Genomic DNA, 18763 nt, shown 5'->3' on the forward strand with positions numbered 1-18763 from the left:
ATTGGTACGGACTCACTATAGACTAGGTAGGAATAAGATCAAATTTCTGCAAGAGGAAGAGAAAAATAAATAGACAAAAGAGACACATGCCACAAAAATATGGACAGCAAAAAACCCCGATGCTGGCACCAGGGTCTCAAGATTGTTTAAGCCTTCAATGGACTGTTAGATCGCTTTAGCCAAGCACTTTTAGACTATCGGCATTTTCTTTGCCGTTGCGACCTTCAACCATTTCATATTCAACCTTCTGACCTTCGGTAAGGGTTGTTAGGCCGGAACGTTCAACCGCAGAGATGTGAACGAACGCATCTTTTCCACCTTCAGCTGGCTCAATGAAGCCATAGCCCTTGGTTGGGTTGAACCACTTAACAGTTCCGGTTGCCATTTCAAATTTCCTTTTGACTTAAGGGTCTTGTCCATGGGTACCTCATGTACACCATGGGGTAGTCATCTTCTTCGTGAGGCCCTGAGTAGCCGCTTACGCGCGCGGCAAACCAAACGCTTCAGAAAAACCAACGCTTAAAGATTACATCACAAAAATCAAAACTCAAAGATTAGATTTACGTCTGTTTGGAAATTTCACATTAATGTTACAAATACCAATTCTAATCTAAAATATTTTCATCTAAAATCATGAAATTACTTACAAAAACGTCATGTGTGCCGTTTTGAAAAGTGATTTCAATGAAAGTTATTTAAACGAATTTATAATTTAAATCGCTAAAACTGCGGTCAATGACGAAATATTTGCCACAAAAATTCCCAATTTGCTCGAAAATCAATCAGGAGCAATGCATCGGACAAAACACGCCGCAATGGAAGAAGAAAAATGGTAAATACAATATATATATTTCCATATCCAAGTAATGCTCAACCTCATCGCGGATAGTCTTGAAAATCGGCACAATAGCGACGTTTTTCGCCCATAATGACTATAAATACCTCCTTCCTTGCACGTCATGATAGACAGCCAGATATTCTAATTCATGTAGCAGATATTCGTAGCCGTCCGGTCAATATTCCGCTATCGCAATGCGATTAATCAAGCACATGGTCGCGTGAGACACGCGACAGTGTTAGCCCATTAGCAGTCGTGCCCCGTTTGGTTGCCCGGCAATTAACATGGCTCCGAAGAAATGTCGTTTGCTTGAAGCTCTGATTGAGACCCATGAGGATTAAAAACTTACCCTAAAAATAAATAAGGGTAATAAATACTAACTCTAAATCAGTCGTGAAATTAGTTTCAATGCACCTAACACCCTAGAAACGCACAAAAGCATTATCTCGTCTGGGTTGATTTCGACGCTATGGTCGGCTTCCATACCATTAAGGGAAAAAACTGATTCAATAGGACTATGCAGCTGACCAGCAATCACCATTGAGGCAATTCAATGCGCTTTTCATTCGCATCTCTCGCTCACAACGCCATGACCTACCATCAGGATTGGCCGAGGCAATGGCGGAGCCCAACTCCAAAAAACCACTATGATGTCATCATTATTGGTGGAGGAGGGCATGGTCTTGCTACTGCCTACTATTTGGCAAAAAACCATGGCGTTCGAAAAGTTGCGGTTTTGGAAAAGGGGTGGATCGGCGGAGGAAATACCGGACGCAACACAACCATCGTACGCTCCAATTATCTTTGGGATGATGCCGCCCATCTATATGAAAAATCGCTGCAACTTTATGAGGGGCTTTCCAAAGATCTCAATTACAACATCATGCTTAGCCAAAGAGGCGTTCTCAATCTGGCCCATAGCCTGCAGGATGTTAGAGACACAAAGCGACGGGTAAATGCCAATAAGCTCAATGGTATCGATGCAGAATGGCTCGATGCAGAAGCGGTGAGGGCCTTCTGCCCGATCATTCGCACAGACAAGAAGGCCCGTTATCCGGTTCTTGGGGCATCCCTACAAAAACGGGCAGGTACGGCGCGCCACGATGCCGTTGCCTGGGGCTACGCGCGCGCAGCCGATATGCGCGGCGTTGATATCATCCAGAATTGCGAAGTCACAGGCATTACCAGGCAAGGCGACCGCGTAACTGGAGTTGAAACCAATCGCGGCACCATAACGGCTCACAAGATCGGTATTTGCACCGCTGGGCACTCTTCGGTTCTAGCAGAAATGGCTGGCTTTGCTGTGCCTATTACCAGTCATCCCTTGCAAGCCATGGTTTCCGAGCCAATCAAGCCCGTGCTCGATACAGTCGTCATGTCGAACGCTGTCCATGTCTATGTGAGCCAATCAGACAAAGGCGAGCTTGTTCTGGGAGCAGGCATTGATGCTTACCAATCCTATGCTCAACGGGGCTCGTTCCATGTGGTGGAGCTTCAGATTTCTGCCCTACTGGAACTCTTTCCAATCTTCTCGCGTCTAAAACTGATGCGCATGTGGGGTGGTATCGTCGATACAACTCCAGACGCTTGCCCGATCATCTCAACTACGCCAGTTAAGAATCTTTATCTCAACGCAGGCTGGGGCACCGGAGGGTTCAAGGCCATACCCGGATCCGGTTTTGTTTTCGCACACACCATCGCCAATGAAGCGCCGCACGCGTTGAACGCAGCCTTCACGCTCGATCGGTTTTCGACAGGTCACTTGATTGATGAACATGGCGCCGCTGGCGTCGCGCATTAGAGGGAACTGAGCATATGTTGAAAATCAAATGTCCCTATTGCGGTGACCGTGACGAAACCGAGTTTTCCTATGGCGGTGAGGCTCATATTGAACGCCCTGACTCCCCCTCCGAGGTTTCAGACGAAGCGTGGGGAGCCTATCTCTTTGGCCGCCCCAACAAAAAGGGGCTCATGCGCGAACGCTGGTTCCATGTCCATGGGTGTCGCCGATGGTTCAATCTTTTGCGCGACACGAGCAATCACACAATCATCGGCTCCTACACGGCCCTTGAGAAACCGTCTATTGCGGAACTTAAAAAAGAGAGCCGGAAAGGAGGCGCGAAATGAGTGTCAATCGACTGCCCTCTAGCGGGCGGATCAATCGCGACGTTCCGATCCGGCTTCGCTTCAATGGCACCTACTATCTGGGATATGAGGGTGATACGCTGGCGTCCGCATTGCTCGCCAACGATATCCATCTTGTTGCTCGCTCCATGAAATATGCCCGACCGCGCGGCATCATGACCGCTGGGCCTGAAGAACCCAACGCAATAATGCAAATCAATGTGTCCAACCGCAGCGAACCAAACCCCAAAGCGACGGAAACCTATTTGCATCCGGGGCTCATTGCCGCGTCGGTCAACGCATGGCCTTCTTTGCGATATGATGCAAGACGATTAAGTGGCATAGCCCAACGTTTGATGAGCGCCGGCTTCTATTACAAGACAATGTTCGGCTCAAGCACGCTATGGCAGAAGGTGTTTGAACCAATCATCCGCAGATCCGCAGGATTGGGCAAAGCGCCGAGCGATCCGGATCCCGATGTCTATGACCATATGCACAGACATGTTGACCTGATGGTGGTCGGAGCGGGGCCAGCAGGATTGGCAGCCGCCAGAGACGCCGCACTTTCCGGGGCACGGGTGGCTCTGGTTGATGCTTTGCCCGAATTTGGAGGCTCTCTGCTTTCTCAAAACCGAACCATCGACAAGATAAGTGGAATGGATTGGGTTTCTGGCGTCACTTCAGAGTTGGAAACCTGTGACACTGCGCTTCTTTTGCCGAACACCACTGCGATTGGCTATTTCGACCAGAATTATATCATTGCCATTGAAAGACGTCTTGATCACAAGGGAGAGGCATCCACCCCAGCCAATGTGAGAGAGCGCCTATGGCACATTCGCGCTGACAAGGTCATTCTGGCCACAGGCTCCCATGAAAGGCCTCTGGTCTTTTCAGACAATGATCGGCCGGGCATCATGCTCGCAGGCGCGGTTCAAAGCTATGTCAATCGCTTCGCTGTTCTTCCGGGCAAAAGCGCCATCCTGTTTGCCAACAATGACGCGGCTTATGAGGCCGCGCTGGATTTCAAAAAGGCTGGTGGCGATCTTGTTGCCGTCATCGACCCACGGCAGGAACCTCAGGGCCCACTGGTTGAAGAGCTGTTCGCTACCGGAACGCGTTTATTGTCTGGCCATGTTGTAACCGCGACACTTGGTGTCAATCGCTTCAAGGGGGTCAATGCTGCACCATGGAACGGTCATGCGATCACCGGCAAGGAGGAGCGGTTTGAGGCCGACATTCTGATGATGTCTGGCGGTTGGAGTCCGGCTGTTCATCTCTTTAGTCAGGCTTCTGGCAAACTGCGCTATGACGCAGAAATATGCGCATTTGTGCCGGATATATACGGCCAGAAAGAATGCTCCGTCATTGGAGCGGCCAATGGTGACTTCAGCTTGAACGAGGCGCTGCGTGCGGGCAGCCGTGAGAGCATCAAAGCAGCAACGGCCTACGGTAAACCTACAAGAAAAACGGCCCGCCGTTATGCGGTTGAGGAACCTGACACCGGTGTGTCCGAGGCCTGCTGGCAGGTCCCCGCACAAAATCCGGCGGATCAAGGGAAACTCAAACAGTTCGTTGATTTTCAAAATGACACGACTGCCGCAGACATTGCCCTTGCCAAGCGAGAGGGCTTTGACTCCGTTGAGCATATGAAGCGCTATACCTTAAGTGGTTTCGGAACGGATCAGGGCAAAACCGGCAACATCAACGCCTTGGCTATATTGGCTAGGCAAACCGCATCTTCCATTGAAGAAACGGGCACCACGACCTTCCGTCCGCCTTATACGCCAGTTTCATTCGGGGCAGTCGCCGGACGCTTTGTTGGCCCCCTGACGGACCCCGTGCGCACAACCCCGATGCATGAAGCGCATGTGAAGGCCGGAGCACTATTTGAAAATGTCGGTCAATGGAACCGCCCTTGGTACTATGCCAGAGCAGGCGAAGACATGGACGCAGCGGTCAGGCGAGAATGCAAGGCGGTACGCAAGGGCGTCGGTATGCTCGACGTTTCGACTTTGGGGAAAATCGATATTCAAGGGCCGGATGCACGCGAGTTCATCAATCGGCTTTACACAAACTCCGTCACGAACCTGAAGCCCGGGAATTGTCGCTATGGCATCATGTGCGGAGAAGATGGCATGGTGTTGGATGATGGCGTCATCACATGCCTTGATGACACGCATTTCGTCACCACGACAACGACTGCTGGTGCAGCACATGTCTTGAGCCATATGGAAGACTATTTGGAAACAGAGTGGCCTGATCTCAAGGTCTACTGCACTTCTATTACGGAAGAATGGGCAACCATTGCCATCAATGGCCCCAAAGCGCGGGATGTCATGGAGCGGCTCAACGCTGACGAAGATTGGAGCGCAAAAGCCTTCCCGTTCCTCACGCACAAAGAAGTCCAGATCGGCGGCGTGATGGCCCGCATATTCCGGATCTCGTTCACTGGAGAACTGGCCTATGAAATCAATATCCCGGCACGATATGGACTTGCTCTTTGGAGCCATGTGGCCAACGTTGGACAGGAATGGGATATAACGCCATATGGCACCGAGGCCATGCATATCTTGCGGGCCGAAAAAGGCTATATCCTGGTTGGGCAAGACACTGATGGATCGCAGACACCGCAAGACCTCGGGCTCAACTGGATTGTCTCCACAAACAAACCGGATTTCATCGGCATGCGATCTCACGCCAGACCGGACACTGTGCGCAGTGATCGCAAGCAGCTCGTGGGATTGATGACAGAAAGCCCGGAATTTGTTCTGGAAGAGGGGGCGCAGATCGTTGAAAATCCCGACGCGCCAACACCAATTCCCATGGTGGGGCATGTCACATCCAGTTACTGGAGTGAGCATCTGGGTCATTCCATCGCGCTTGCTCTCATTCAAGGTGGTCTTGGCCGGAAGGGCGAGCAGCTACACAGCTTCTCATTGGGTAACTGGCACAAGGTGACGATTGTCGACCCGATTTTCTATGACATTGAAGGAGCCCATCGGGATGGATAACTTGCAGCACCTTTCAGCTCAATCCCCTTTATATGCCAAACGAGATCTACTCAAAAACGGCTCCGGCCAAGCCGTTACTCTTTCGCTTGAAAGTGAGCCTAATTTGATCACGTTGCGCGGCGATAGTGCGGACAAATCGTTTCTGGCGGCAGTCAAAAATCTGATCGGGTCGCCCCTTCCAGTCAAGCCATGCAGCAGTCAGGAGAAAGGCGAAGTTGCCGCTCTCTGGATGGGACCTGATGAGTGGCTGATCATTGCCAATGAAACAGATTCTTTAAAGCCTCTGCCGGAGATGGCTTTGGCTCTCGCAGAGTATCACTGTGCTTTGGTTGATATCTCAAATAGCAAAGTCATGCTGTCCCTTGCGGGGCCATCCTCTCGCGATGTGCTAAGCAAGGGCTGCTCAATTGATTTCTATTCCAATAAATGGAGAAAGGGGCACTGCGTCAATAGCCTATATGCGCGATGCGATGTCACAATATGGCAAAGGGCAACGCGTGATCACTATGCTATTCTTGTCAGAAATTCCTTTTCCGACTATGTCTCGGACTATCTTCTGGATGCTGCGTTGGAATATAACGTAGCCTAAAAAATGAATAAATAGAATAGTTTAGCATTAGTGAGCCAAAAGAAAACCCGCCTTGAAACAGGGCGGGTTCTTTCATTTCATATGATGCATAAAGATCATTCGGTATAGAATTTGCGACGGGCATCCTGCTCTACGCCAAGCACCATTTGCAGTTCAGCCAATCTGCGGAAATGCTCTTCTTTTTCCTCGTCAGTCTTGGCTTCGCTCAACTTTTCGAACTCTTCGGCGATGGCCTTCTTCAGTTCGATTTCGCGCGGCATGGCGCCAGTTTCTTCCAAAATGCGATAGCCAGCCTTCAGGAAGGTATCGTCACTCTGTTGAGGTGGCTTGGGTTTGCGTGCACGCTTATAACCTTCAAGCAAACCTTCCGATTTCACTTTCGCAATAAGATATTCAGTGACGTCTTTGTTAGGCATCATTTACTCCATCAGACCGTTCCGGCCCTTTAAAGATAAGATCAAATTCATGACACTTCAATGAGTAGAAGGTTATGTGGACGGCTCTTTGATGAGCCAGACCAAACCGCCTCACAGTCCGAGCGCATCAGCCAAGAAGCGCTGCATAGTCAAGGTCTTCCAAGCCAGCGGCACGCCGTGCGGAGGTGAGTGTATTGGCCATCAGCAACGCAATGGTCATCGGACCAACGCCACCCGGAACCGGCGTTATGAAACCCGCATGCTCTGCAGCGCCATCATAATCAACATCGCCAACAAGCCGCGTTTTGCCTTCTCCACGTTCGGGAGCGGGGATGCGGTTGATCCCCACGTCGATGACACACGCACCATCCTTGATCCAGTCGCCCTTGATCATTTGGGGGCGACCAACCGCAGCAACAACAATATCCGCAGCCTTCACAACGCTTGGCAAATCCTTTGTCCGGCTATGCGCGATGGTCACCGTGCAGCTTTCTGCCAGCAAAAGAGCCGCCATCGGTTTGCCTACAATGTTGGAGCGCCCGACCACCACGGCGGATTTGCCGGAAAGATCGCCCAGAGATCTCTTGGCCAGAATAAGCGACCCCGCTGGCGTGCAGGGCACCATGGCCTTGTCTTTGGCACCTGCAGTGAGCAGTCCCACATTGATTGGATGGAACCCGTCAACATCCTTGTCAGGGCGGATCAATTCCAGCACCTTGGATTCATCAATATGATCGGGCAGGGGGAGCTGAACGAGAATGCCATGAATGCTATCATCTTCATTCAACTCGCCTACAAGAGACAAGAGTGTGTCTTCTGAAGTATCTGCTGGCAGAGCATGTTCCACCGATTTGAAATGGCATTCATTGGCAGCTTTGCCTTTGGACGCGACATAAACCTTGCTGGCAGGGTCTTCACCAACAATGACCACCGCAATGCCTGGTACGACGCCAGTCTCATCGATCAGTTTTTTGCCCTCAACGGCAATTTTTTCTCTCAGCGCTGCGGCAATCGCCTTGCCATCAATGCGTGTTGCGGTCATGTGCTTCTCTCTTTCAAGACGTGTGATTCCATGCTCATGCGGCAATAAGTTGCCAACAGCTATAGACTCCTTAGAACAAGCCTTCAATGTCGCCTTTTTCATTAAGGTGGATAGACAGGGCCGCCGGTTTGCGCGGCAGTCCTGGCATTGTCATGATTTCCCCGCAAATCACGACGATGAAACCGGCCCCGGCAGAAAGACGGACTTCTCTGACAGGGACGTCAAAATCACTTGGTGCCCCCAGGAGCGTCGGGTCCGTTGAAAAGCTATATTGGGTTTTGGCCATACAAACAGGCAGCTCGCCATAGCCCTCCGCTTCCCATTGCTCCAGTTGCTGGCGGATCTTCTGATTGATAAGAACACCCTTTGCGCCATAAATCTCCTTGGCCACAATCTCGATTTTTGTCACGAACGACATGGAATCCCGATAAAGCAACTTGAATTGCGGCTTTTCCTGCTCTGTCATGGCTACAACGGCTTCGGCCAACGCCACAGCCCCTTTGGAGCCATCCGCCCAGTGCGTACACAGAATGGCCTTGCACCCCATGCTCTCAACATAACGCTGCACCACGGCGGTTTCTTCTACGGTGTCCGAGGTGAAATGATTAATAGCAACAACGACAGGAACGTCGAACTTTTTGACATTTTCGATGTGGCGACCAAGGTTCGCACATCCAGCCAAAACGGCATCCTCATCCGGGGTGCCCAAGTCGGCCTTGGCTACGCCACCATTCATCTTGAGCGCCCTGATAGTTGCCACAATCACGGCAGCATCAGGCGCGACACCTGCTTTGCGGCACTTGATGTTGAAGAATTTCTCCGCTCCAAGATCTGCTCCAAAGCCAGCTTCCGTCACCACATAATCGGAAAGCTTGAGTGCAGCCTTGGTGGAAAGCACCGAATTGCAGCCATGAGCAATATTAGCGAAAGGGCCGCCATGCACAAAGGCAGGATTATTCTCCAGCGTCTGCACCAGATTAGGCAGAATGGCCTGTTTGAGCAAAACCGTCATGGCCCCGTCGGCGCCGATATCTCGGCAAGAAACAGGTGTACGGTCTCTTCGATAGCCAACAATAATGTCGCCCAAACGGCGCTGCAAATCCTTATGGTTTTCTGCCAGACAAAGAATGGCCATCACCTCTGAGGCAACGGTGATATCAAACCCTGATTCTGAAGGAAATCCGTTAGCGACACCGCCAAGCCCTGTCGTGATCTGCCGTAAGGATCGGTCATTCAAGTCAACAACGCGACGCCATTTGATCCGCCGTACATCAATATCGAGGTCATTGCCCCAGTAGATATGATTGTCGACCATCGCGGCGAGCAGATTGTGCGCCGCTGTTACCGCATGAAAATCACCCGTGAAATGCAGGTTCATTTCTTCCATCGGAACAACCTGCGCCATGCCGCCACCAGCTGCGCCACCCTTAACGCCAAAACAGGGCCCCAGCGAGGCTTCGCGAATACAGACGCTTGCCTTCTTGCCAATCGCATTGAGCGCATCACCCAACCCAACTGTGGTGGTTGTCTTGCCTTCCCCCGCGGGAGTAGGACTTATGGCCGTCACCAGAATAAGCTTGCCATTGGGGCGATCTGCCAGTGCGTCCATGCAGTCTTGCGAGAGCTTGGCTTTGTCATGTCCGAAGGGGATTAGCTGTTCTGCGGGAATAGAAAGGTGTTCGCCTATCTGGGCGATTGGTTTCAGTGTGGCGGCGCGGGCAATGTCTATATCACTTTGCATCGATAGCGGGTCTCACTTTTAATCGGACAGTGGAATGCTCTGGTTTTGGTTCTGTTAAGATGATGTATTGCGAACAACAGGCAAAAATCAAGCTACCCCTGTAACAAATGCCATTCTTTCGACAAGTCAGGCAGTCACGCCTTGCAGGTGACAAAAATACTGGTATACCAAAGGGAAACAAAATACGAGGGAAACAGTAGTATGTCACATATTCATTGGCTTGGTGCGGGGCTTTCTTCCGTGCCGGGTATCCGCCGCCTTATTTCCAAAAATCGAGAAATCACACTTTGGAACCGTACCCTCTCCAAAGCAGAGGCAGCAACGCAAGGATTGAGCGGCTCATTCGATGTCAAGGAATTCACCCTTGATGCTCTCAGTGCAGAATTGAAGCCCGGAGATGTCGCTGTTTCCATGCTGCCTGCCACGATGCACTTACAAATTGCCGAACTTTGCCTTGAGAAAGACGCTCATTTTGTTTCGTCTTCCTATGTCAGTCCGGAAATGGCTGCATTGGACGAAAAAGCAAAGGCCAAGGGGCTGACCTTCGTCAACGAAGTGGGCCTCGACCCCGGTCTTGACCATTTGCTAGCCCATCTCCTTATGAGCGATTACAAGGCAAGCGACGCTTACGATCCGGCCAATAGCCACGAATTCCGGTCCTTCTGCGGCGGCTTCCCAGCTGTTGCCAACGACTTCCGCTATAAATTCAGCTGGTCTCCCCTTGGGGTTCTCAAGGCTCTCAAAAGCCCGGCAAAAGCCATCATGGGCGGCAAGGAAGTCAACACACAGAAACCATGGGATGCGATTTCAGACTATTCTGCCAATCTGCCAGGTGGCGCAGAAGTCTTTCAGTCCTATCCAAACCGCAACTCCTTGCCCTTCATGCAAGCCTATGGCATGGGCAGCGATTGGAACGTCCACACCTTCGTACGCGGCACCTTGCGCCTTGATGGCTGGTCAGATGCGTGGGCCGATATTTTCCATTTCGTTGAAAATGAATTGGCAGGTCCGGATGGCGATGCAAAACTGGCGGCCATGAGCGAGCAGCTCTGGACGGACTATGCTTATGATGAGGGCGAACCGGACAGGGTTGTTCTGGTTGTTGACCTGAAGGCCAGCAAAGATGGCAAGGTTGTCTGGCACAAAGACTATGCCCTTGATTCCAAAGGCAGCAAAGAATTCTCAGCCATGGCGCGGCTCGTCTCCATTACTGTTAGCCTCGCGGTTGAAACTGTTTTGGAAGGCTCTCTCCCTGCGGGCGTATCCGCAGCACCGTCAGATCCTACAACGATCCATCGCTGGTTTGAAGAAATCAAGGCGCATGGGGATGAGTTCCACCTGACCGAACATGTGTCCTGATAAGCGCATCATTTAGCCATTGCATCAAAGGTCCGGCATCTGTCGGGCCTTTTTGACTCGCAAGAACATATTTTATTTCGCTCCATTAGGGATAAGCATAAAACGAAAGACTAATGCACAGAGATTAATTATTAGGCATGCCCAATTCATTGGCATTCTGTCCATTTGCGTCATTAGCACAAACAGATTGACGAAAATGCCCGTCATTTTGCCAAAGTAACCGACAAAGCCACTTGAACGCCCCACCAGGAAGCGCAAAGCTCAGACAAAAGACAGTCAGAAGCTGCCTAACACCCTTCCTCTGGAGCGTTATCAATGAGCGAACCACTCAAGAAAATTCACTGGCTCGGCGCCGGACTGGCCTCCGTTCCCGGCATCCGCAGACTTGTCGCCAAAGACTACCCCGTCAATCTTTGGGAGCAGGATCTTGAAAAAGCCAAGGCAGCAACAAAAGGCCTTACCGGCAACGTAACGCTGCATACAGCCGACAACGACGAGTTGGCAAAGGCAATTGCAGTGGGCGACATTGTCGTTTCCATGTTGCCCGCCTCCATGCATCTCAACATCGCCAAGCTATGCCTTGAGAAGGGGGCAAACTTTGTTTCCTCATCATATATCAGCCCGGAGATGGTCGAGCTTGATGCGGAAGCGAAAGAAAAGGGACTTATCTTCATCAATGAAGTGGGGCTCGACCCCGGCATTGACCATTTACTCTCTCATTTGCTCATTGAAGACTATAAAGCCAGTCCGCAATTCTCGCCCGACAACGAGCACGACTACCAATCCTATTGTGGTGGTTTTCCAACCATTGCCAACGACTTTACTTACAAATTCAGTTGGTCGCCCCTTGGCGTCCTCAAGGCGCTGAAAAACCCAGCCAAAGCCATCGTTGAAGGCAAGGAAATCGACATCGCCAAACCATGGGACGCTGTAAAATCCTATGATGTGGCCCTTGCTGAGGGCATGGAAACATTCCAGTCCTACCCAAACCGCAACTCGGTTGTCTTCATGCCGCACTATGGCATCTCGGAAGACTGGACCATGAAGCGTTTCGTGCGCGGTACTTTGCGCCTGAATGGTTGGGCCGAAGCATGGAAAGATATTTTCAATACCATTGAAACAACAGAAGCGGACAAGGTGGATGCCGAGCTTGGCCCTCTAAGCGACAAGCTCTGGGCAGACTATCGGTATGAAGATGGCGAATTTGATCGCGTCGTGCTGACGGTTGAATTAAAAGTTATGCGAAACGGCATCACAATCTGGCACAAGGCCAAAAGTATGGATAGCGTCGGAACCAGACATGCCAGCGCCATGGCGCGTCTTGTCGCCAACACCGTCAGTCTGGCGACGGAAGCCGCCTTTAAGGGCAAATTGAAACCCGGCGTACAGGCCGCCCCCTCAGATCCCGCTGTCATTCGCGAATGGCTCGAAACCATTTCCGAGCTGGGTGATGTCGTGCACCACACGGATTACTGCGTCCAATCCCGTATTATTGCGGCTGAATAAAAGCAAACATTCCAATTGCATATAAAGGAGGGAGGATGCCAAACCCTCCCTTTTTATTTGTTATGAAACCTTCTTGATAACTTCTTGCTGCGCCTGTTGCTTGGTCAGCAGTTTGCCTTGTTCATTTTTGGCAAGCAGCGTACGCGCCTTCTCATATTTCGGATCATTCCAGAAGATGGTGCAGCCATTACAGCCACGACCACAGCAGCCTTCTGTGCCAAGGCGCGGGCTCTTGGTTGAGCGCTTTGTCTGGTCTGCATCCAGAGCGTCTTGAAGCTTCACATTCTTGCGGCCGTAGAGACCTTCATCGCCGGTACCTAGCTCAAGTTCATGGGCTTCAGCATCATGCTTCAGTCGCGCCCACTGCGCCGGCGTCAAGGCGCGTTCCTTGCGTACGACGGTCATAACGGGCACATGCTGGGCCAGCAAGCCAGGATCTTCGTGATCAAACAGCGAGAAGGGAATGCGGATTTCAGGATTGGTGCCCGGATTGACCACATCCTTTATCTTGCCATTCTTGGCATCCTCAAATTCATAAAGGCGGATCGGAATGGGCGAACGAAGGTGAGGGGAGACAAACTCGAAAACATCACCGGCTTCGAGCTTATTCTTGACCAGAACAACAAAGGCATCATCGCGCACTTCCTTGACCATGCCCGCAAATTCCCACTCTGCAAAGGTCGAGGTTTCTTCATAGCCATGCGCATAGTTGGTCAAGCGCCCTTCATGGAAGGCAAGCGTGTAACCGCGGTTCGGAACCGTAGCCAGCTCTTCCATATAGGCTTCAGGATCCCAGTTGTCCGGGTCTTCATACCAATCATCAATCGCCATTCGATAGGCGCGCGCAACAAGGGCCACATAATAGGGGCTTTTGCCGCGCCCTTCGACCTTGAGGCTATCAACGCCAATAGAAAGATAGTCTGGCAGCTTGGGCATGATGCAAAGATCACGGCTATTGAGGATGTAAGAACCGCGCTCATCCTCGACAATCTGCATCAATTCTCCGGGGCGCTGCTCTTCCTCTAGGAAGAAGTCGAACAGTTCCAGATTTTCTTCGCTCAGCTTCAGTTCGCGCACAGTGCCATCGCGCAACTTCATATGCACCTTATATTTCCAGCGGCAGCTGTTGGCACATGAGCCCTGATTGGCGCCGCGCTCAGCCATGAAGTTCGACAACAGGCAGCGGCCGGAATAGGTCATGCACATGGAGCCATGCACAAAGGCCTCAAGCTTCAGATCAGGGCATTTCTCCCGCACTTCGGCGAGCTCCGGATAAGAAACCTCACGCCCCATAACAACGAGGCTGGCTCCCTGGCTTTCCCAGAATTTAACCGATTGCCACGAACAAACATTTGCCTGCGTTGAGACATGCAATTCCAACTCGGGCGCTTGCGCCTTGACGAACATGAAGACACCCGGATCGGCAACGATTAGCCCATCCGGCTTCACCTTGCGCACTGTCTCGACATATTGCGGCAGCTTGTCGATGTCCTTGTTGTGAGAAAACAGATTGAGCGTTAGATAAACCCGCTTGCCATGTGCATGGGCGAACTCGATCCCCTCAACCACATCTTCCAGCGTCATCTGGGACTTGGTTCTGAGACTCATGTCTGGCGTGCCCATATAGATCGCATCAGCGCCATAAAGCACCGCCATCTTCAGCTTTTCTAGATTACCTGCAGGCATCAGTAGTTCGCTTCGTTCAGGCCTCTTGACCCTTGTCGCAAGAGTGGATGTCTCGGACACGCTCATAGATAACTCCTATTCGGGATAAGGCGTGTTTGATATCAAACAAAAGCGGCTCTTTCCAGTCACAAAGTAGGTATTTTCTCGTTCATGACGAACACGAATTTGTACCGGGCCAACATATTAGTTAAAAATACGGATCCCGCATGTTATGATCGAAGGAACGAAATAGCTGCCACATGCCAAACCAGCATTCAAATAGCAATAGGCGCACGACACGAAATAAGGCACCCCCATGCAGTTTAAGAGTGAATATAGACTTCCAGCAAATTACAAAAGAATAAAGAGATGTCTTAAGTCGCCCGTAACTTTAAAAAGACTCCTTCCTAATTGTATTGACGTTGAACAACTGGACTCAAATACACTTCTTGCGACCATAAATAGCTCCGTCTTGGATGGAAAAATCATCCATTATCTGTATCACTTCGTTGATGCGGGGGAATATAGTCCCTATCTTGAAGTAGATTGGCAAGGAACAGATCCTGCAGCTTTATTGCCAAAGGGCGGTCATAAAATCACCCTCACTGAAGAAGAGGGGGAAATGACGGTCCTTGAGTTAAACAGCACTCTGCATACGACACTGAATGGCAAGCTGGTCAAAAATGACCCCACCGTCAGCAAGGCAATCGTGTCGGACTATTTTTCGCGCTTTGTAGCCGAATTTGATCAACTGGAGGGAAATGACATGAGCAATGATAAACCCGAGTTTGAAGACGTTCTTCACGAGGCAAAAAACCCGGTTGAAGAACTCGAGGCGGAAGCTGAAGAAGCGGCAGTAAAGGGCTTTCTGGGCGGCCCGCAAATGTGGGCGTTTATTGCACTGGCAATCGTCATTATTCTCCTCTTGGTCTTCTACTGAGGAAAGTGCTATTTAATATGTCAGTTTAAGTTCAACAGAAGGCTTGCGTCTCGATGAATTTGAAATGCCATATTAAAGATCCATCCATTTACCTTCGCGCAGCGCTCTCTGTCTGCGCGGGGATTGTTTTTTCTACAATTACCGGCGTCGCTCAAGCCGCGACCCCACTTGTGTCGCCCCAATGGTTGCAAACTCATTATGCTGATGAAAACATCACCATACTGGATCTGCAACCCGCAGAAGGATATGCCCGCGTTCATATTCTCGGGGCCGTCAACACCGATTTCAATAAATGGCGACAACCCAAGCCCAAAAAAGGCATGTCGTTGCCCGACACGCGCTATCTCATTGAACTGATCGGTTCTCTGGGTATATCCAAGGACACCCATGTCATTCTGGCGCCAATCGGCGTCAATGCAAATGAAATGGCCATAGCAACCAGAGTCTATTGGACTTTCAAGATTTTAGGGCATAAAGAAATTTCCATTCTTGATGGCGGCCTGATTGCCTATAGCGAACTACCCGAAGCGAATTGGTCGAAACAGCCTGTACCGGTCAATCGGGTTGATTATGAGGCTATGGCCGATCTCTCCAAGGCGCCTGAGGCCGCAGAAATATTGGCAGAATGGAAAAAAGGCACATCCTTCGTCGACTATCGCTCCGAGGGCGAATTTTATGGCAAGGTAGGGGGCGCACGGCCCGGGACCATTCCGAACTCAAAAAACCTCCCCTTTGACAAGCTTGTAGAACCGATTAAGGGTGGACAGTTTCTGTCTCTGCCGGAAATCAAAAAGATCTTTACCGACCGCAATATTCCTATGAGCGGCCCCCAGATCGCTTTTTGCAATTCTGGCCACAGAGCCTCATTGGGTTGGTTCGTCTCGCATGAATTGCTAGGTAACAAGGATGTGCGTCTATATGACGGCTCTATGGCCGAATGGACAAAATATCCCGACTACCCAATTGCCATTCCCAAATAAGCTGTAAAGAAATGAGCGAGCAGAGCATATGCCAAGCGCTCGCTCCTTCAGCCGACAGCACTCTTTTTCTTTGATTTGTCGGGCGCGGTCGTTTCTTTTAGTTTCTCGCTATTCTTTGCTGCGTCGGATTCGGAATCAAGAACAACGCGTTCAAGATCCTGCTGTCTGACCTCCGTTTCGATCTCAACAATTCGCTCCGTTGAGATGCCAAGCTGGTCAAGAGCTTCCCGCCCGAAGGTGATGCCACTCTCGAAGGTTTCTCGAATATGGTAGTCAACTTCGCTTAAGGCGAGCTGCACAGCATGTGCCCTGTCCGTCGCACGGCAGAAGATTTTGGCCTTGGGAAAGCACTGCTTGATTAGCTCGATCGCATGGGCCATCACCTGTTCATTCTCAACGCATAACGCTATAAGCAGGGCATCTTCAGCCCCCGCAGCCCGAAGCACATCTTCGCGTGTCGCATCGCCATAATAAACGGGAAGGCCCAACCGGCGCGCTTGAACAGCCCGGCGCGCATTGTTGTCAATGGCAACGACGCCCAGCCCGTTGGACATGAGCATCTGGGCCACCACCATGCCGAAACGCCCAAACCCCACCACCAGTACCTGTGGAGCATGATCGTCAAATTTCTCAGGGGCAGCATCTGGTTCTCGTTCCCCCGTGACGGTTCGACGAGCGATATAGGCGGCATAGGCCTTGCCCACCAGCGGCGTCATGATCATGGAGAGAATGACGACCGCAGACATGACCGTGAAGAGATCGCTTTCAAAACCGGTTGAGGTGGCAGCAGCAAACAGAACAAAGGTGAATTCGCCAGCTTGAGGGAGGGTAACAGCAATTCTCATGGCGTCTGCGTTCGGAGAGCCGGTCATTTTCGCAAGAAGCCACAAAACCAGCCCCTTCAGCCCCATGACCACGATTACGCCAACAATAATCTGCCAGAGATAAGCTAGTGTGATTGGCAAATTAAGTGTCATGCCCACTGTCATGAAGAAGAGGCCCATCAGGAGCGAGCGGAAGGGAAAGATATCAGCTTCAAGCGTGTGCCGGTAGCTGGATTCGGCGAGCATGATGCCAGCCAGAAAAGACCCCAAAGCCATCGACAATCCAGCCCAATGCATCAACGCCGCGCTGCCAAGTGCCACCAATAACGCCGCCGCCAGCATCATTTCGCGCGCTTGCGTATTGGCCAGAATAGCGAACAGATGGGAAAGGAGATACTTACCAACGACGATCACTAGAAGCACGGCAGCAACCGTGATTCCGATCTGGTTCCAGGCTGAGCTTTCTGCGTGTGTAGCGCCGCCTGATACAAGAATATCTACCATCGCCAACAAGGGCACTATGGCAATATCCTGCATCAACAAGATACCAAAAGCACGCTGCCCATAGACAGACGAAAAATCGCCCCGATCTTTTAAAATTTGCACAGCAAATGCCGTCGATGAAAGCGCCATGCCAAAGCCGCCGATGATGGCAACCGTATTGGGAAGCCCGAGCAAAATCATGACACCGGAAAGAACGAACCCGGTCAACAGGATCTGGCTGGTTCCCAGCCCGAATATATCGCTCTTCATGCGCCATAACCGGTTTGGATTGAGCTCTAACCCGAGCACAAACAACAACAAGACGACGCCCAACTCGGCCACTGGCTGGATTTTTTCAACGGACTGAATTGCCCCCAACCCAAATGGCCCAATCACAATGCCTGCGATGAGGTAGCCAATAATCGCACCAACTCCGGCTCTCTTTGCAATTGGAACCGCAACGACAGCCGCGCCCAGAAATACGATTGCTTCGGAGAAAAACAGGGGTTCTGTGGGATTAGCCATATGCGCCTACATGTTGCCGGTACCGAGATAATTGGAGCAAACCAAATCTACAAAGAAATACTGATTCTAATCCATTATAGCCCTGAAAATGGTGAATATATAATGTGCCCGCGCGAATGCATGGAAAGCTAACAACCATCCACCCATCCGTTGTATCGATTATGTGATGACAGCGCATATGTTCCACTATCAGGCTACAAAAAAGCCTTCCCGAAACAATCGGAAAGGCTGGAATTTATACGCGACAACAGGTCAACGCAGATGTTGGCTTACCATTTACCGGTATTTTTCATGGATGCCCATGGCTCGGCCGGTGGCAACGGATCACCCTTCTGCAACAACTCGATAGAGATATTATCAGGAGACCGAACAAATGCCATATTGCCGTCGCGAGGCGGACGGTTGATAACAACACCGGCGTCCATCAATTTTTGACAAAATTCATAAATATTGTCTACTTCATAAGCGAGGTGGCCGAAGTTGCGACCTTCGCCATATTCTTCAGGATCCCAGTTGTAGGTCAGTTCAACGCAATTTTCCAACTCACCATCAACCGAGAGGAAAATGAGCGTAAAACGCCCATCGGGATTTTCTGAACGGCGGACTTCTTTCAGACCGAGTTTGTTGCAATAAAAATCGAGAGATTCTTCAATGCTGCTAACTCGCACCATCGTATGGAGATATTTCATATGAATGCTTCCCTAGAGCTGAATAAAGTCG

15 protein-coding genes are annotated in these 18763 nt (G+C 50.8%); 8 read left to right on the forward strand and 7 right to left on the reverse strand.

Going from position 1 to position 18763, the window contains the following annotated elements; genetic code table 11:
- Positions 1-175: 175 nt before the first annotated feature.
- On the reverse strand, positions 176-385 hold the full coding sequence (locus tag BM258_RS18935) for a cold-shock protein (protein ID WP_090074798.1): 210 nt from the start codon (positions 383-385) through the stop codon (positions 176-178).
- Between the two features lie 1006 nt (positions 386-1391).
- Between BM258_RS18935 and BM258_RS18940 the strand changes: the two genes are divergently transcribed.
- The 4 genes from BM258_RS18940 to BM258_RS18955 are packed head-to-tail and all read left to right on the forward strand — an operon-like array spanning position 1392 to position 6562.
- On the forward strand, positions 1392-2639 hold the full coding sequence (locus BM258_RS18940; RefSeq protein WP_090074799.1) for a sarcosine oxidase subunit beta family protein: 1248 nt from the start codon (positions 1392-1394) through the stop codon (positions 2637-2639).
- Positions 2640-2653: 14 nt separating this feature from the next.
- Positions 2654-2965: a sarcosine oxidase subunit delta gene (locus BM258_RS18945; protein ID WP_090074800.1), complete on the forward strand. Its 312-nt coding sequence runs from the start codon at positions 2654-2656 to the stop codon at positions 2963-2965.
- Complete coding sequence (locus BM258_RS18950; protein WP_090074801.1) at positions 2962-5973, forward strand: sarcosine oxidase subunit alpha family protein; 3012 nt, start codon at positions 2962-2964, stop codon at positions 5971-5973. The genes BM258_RS18945 and BM258_RS18950 overlap by 4 nt, the downstream gene beginning before the upstream one ends.
- Positions 5966-6562 carry a sarcosine oxidase subunit gamma gene (locus BM258_RS18955; RefSeq protein WP_175528161.1) on the forward strand — a complete coding sequence of 199 codons (597 nt, stop codon included), beginning with the start codon at positions 5966-5968 and terminating at the stop codon, positions 6560-6562. The genes BM258_RS18950 and BM258_RS18955 overlap by 8 nt, the downstream gene beginning before the upstream one ends.
- Positions 6563-6657: 95 nt before the next feature.
- Here the strand turns inward: BM258_RS18955 and BM258_RS18960 are convergent, their stop codons facing one another.
- The 3 genes from BM258_RS18960 to BM258_RS18970 all read right to left on the reverse strand — a co-directional run bounded on the left by BM258_RS18960 (position 6658) and on the right by BM258_RS18970 (position 9761).
- Positions 6658-6978, reverse strand: a complete 321-nt coding sequence (locus BM258_RS18960) for a DnaJ family domain-containing protein (protein WP_175528162.1) — start codon at positions 6976-6978, stop codon at positions 6658-6660.
- A gap of 127 nt (positions 6979-7105) precedes the next feature.
- On the reverse strand, positions 7106-8020 hold the full coding sequence (folD, locus tag BM258_RS18965) for a bifunctional methylenetetrahydrofolate dehydrogenase/methenyltetrahydrofolate cyclohydrolase FolD (RefSeq protein WP_090074804.1): 915 nt from the start codon (positions 8018-8020) through the stop codon (positions 7106-7108).
- 70 nt (positions 8021-8090) lie between these two features.
- A complete protein-coding gene (locus BM258_RS18970; protein WP_090074805.1) occupies positions 8091-9761 on the reverse strand; it encodes a formate--tetrahydrofolate ligase in 1671 nt (556 codons plus the stop codon).
- A gap of 201 nt (positions 9762-9962) precedes the next feature.
- Between BM258_RS18970 and BM258_RS18975 the strand changes: the two genes are divergently transcribed.
- Positions 9963-11120, forward strand: coding sequence for a saccharopine dehydrogenase family protein (locus BM258_RS18975; RefSeq protein WP_090074806.1), 1158 nt, complete (start codon positions 9963-9965; stop codon positions 11118-11120).
- Positions 11121-11435: 315 nt separating this feature from the next.
- Positions 11436-12626 carry a saccharopine dehydrogenase C-terminal domain-containing protein gene (locus BM258_RS18980; protein ID WP_090074807.1) on the forward strand — a complete coding sequence of 397 codons (1191 nt, stop codon included), beginning with the start codon at positions 11436-11438 and terminating at the stop codon, positions 12624-12626.
- Positions 12627-12686: 60 nt separating this feature from the next.
- Here the strand turns inward: BM258_RS18980 and BM258_RS18985 are convergent, their stop codons facing one another.
- Positions 12687-14378 carry a U32 family peptidase C-terminal domain-containing protein gene (locus BM258_RS18985; RefSeq protein ID WP_090074808.1) on the reverse strand — a complete coding sequence of 564 codons (1692 nt, stop codon included), beginning with the start codon at positions 14376-14378 and terminating at the stop codon, positions 12687-12689.
- Between the two features lie 229 nt (positions 14379-14607).
- Here BM258_RS18985 and BM258_RS18990 point away from each other — a divergent pair, with 229 nt between their 5' ends.
- Both BM258_RS18990 and BM258_RS18995 read left to right on the forward strand, forming a co-directional pair.
- On the forward strand, positions 14608-15231 hold the full coding sequence (locus BM258_RS18990) for an SRPBCC family protein (protein ID WP_139229321.1): 624 nt from the start codon (positions 14608-14610) through the stop codon (positions 15229-15231).
- Between the two features lie 170 nt (positions 15232-15401).
- The gene (locus tag BM258_RS18995; protein WP_175528163.1) at positions 15402-16211 is read left to right on the forward strand and encodes a sulfurtransferase; all 810 of its coding nucleotides are present in this window, start codon (positions 15402-15404) and stop codon (positions 16209-16211) included.
- Between the two features lie 47 nt (positions 16212-16258).
- Here BM258_RS18995 and BM258_RS19000 read toward each other — a convergent pair whose 3' ends face one another.
- A complete protein-coding gene (locus BM258_RS19000; RefSeq protein ID WP_090074811.1) occupies positions 16259-18043 on the reverse strand; it encodes a monovalent cation:proton antiporter-2 (CPA2) family protein in 1785 nt (594 codons plus the stop codon).
- Between the two features lie 269 nt (positions 18044-18312).
- On the reverse strand, positions 18313-18732 hold the full coding sequence (locus tag BM258_RS19005; RefSeq protein ID WP_090074812.1) for a VOC family protein: 420 nt from the start codon (positions 18730-18732) through the stop codon (positions 18313-18315).
- Positions 18733-18763: the final 31 nt, after the last annotated feature.

This window comes from Cohaesibacter marisflavi (assembly GCF_900115225.1).
Classification (GTDB): Bacteria; Pseudomonadota; Alphaproteobacteria; order Rhizobiales; family Cohaesibacteraceae; genus Cohaesibacter; species Cohaesibacter marisflavi.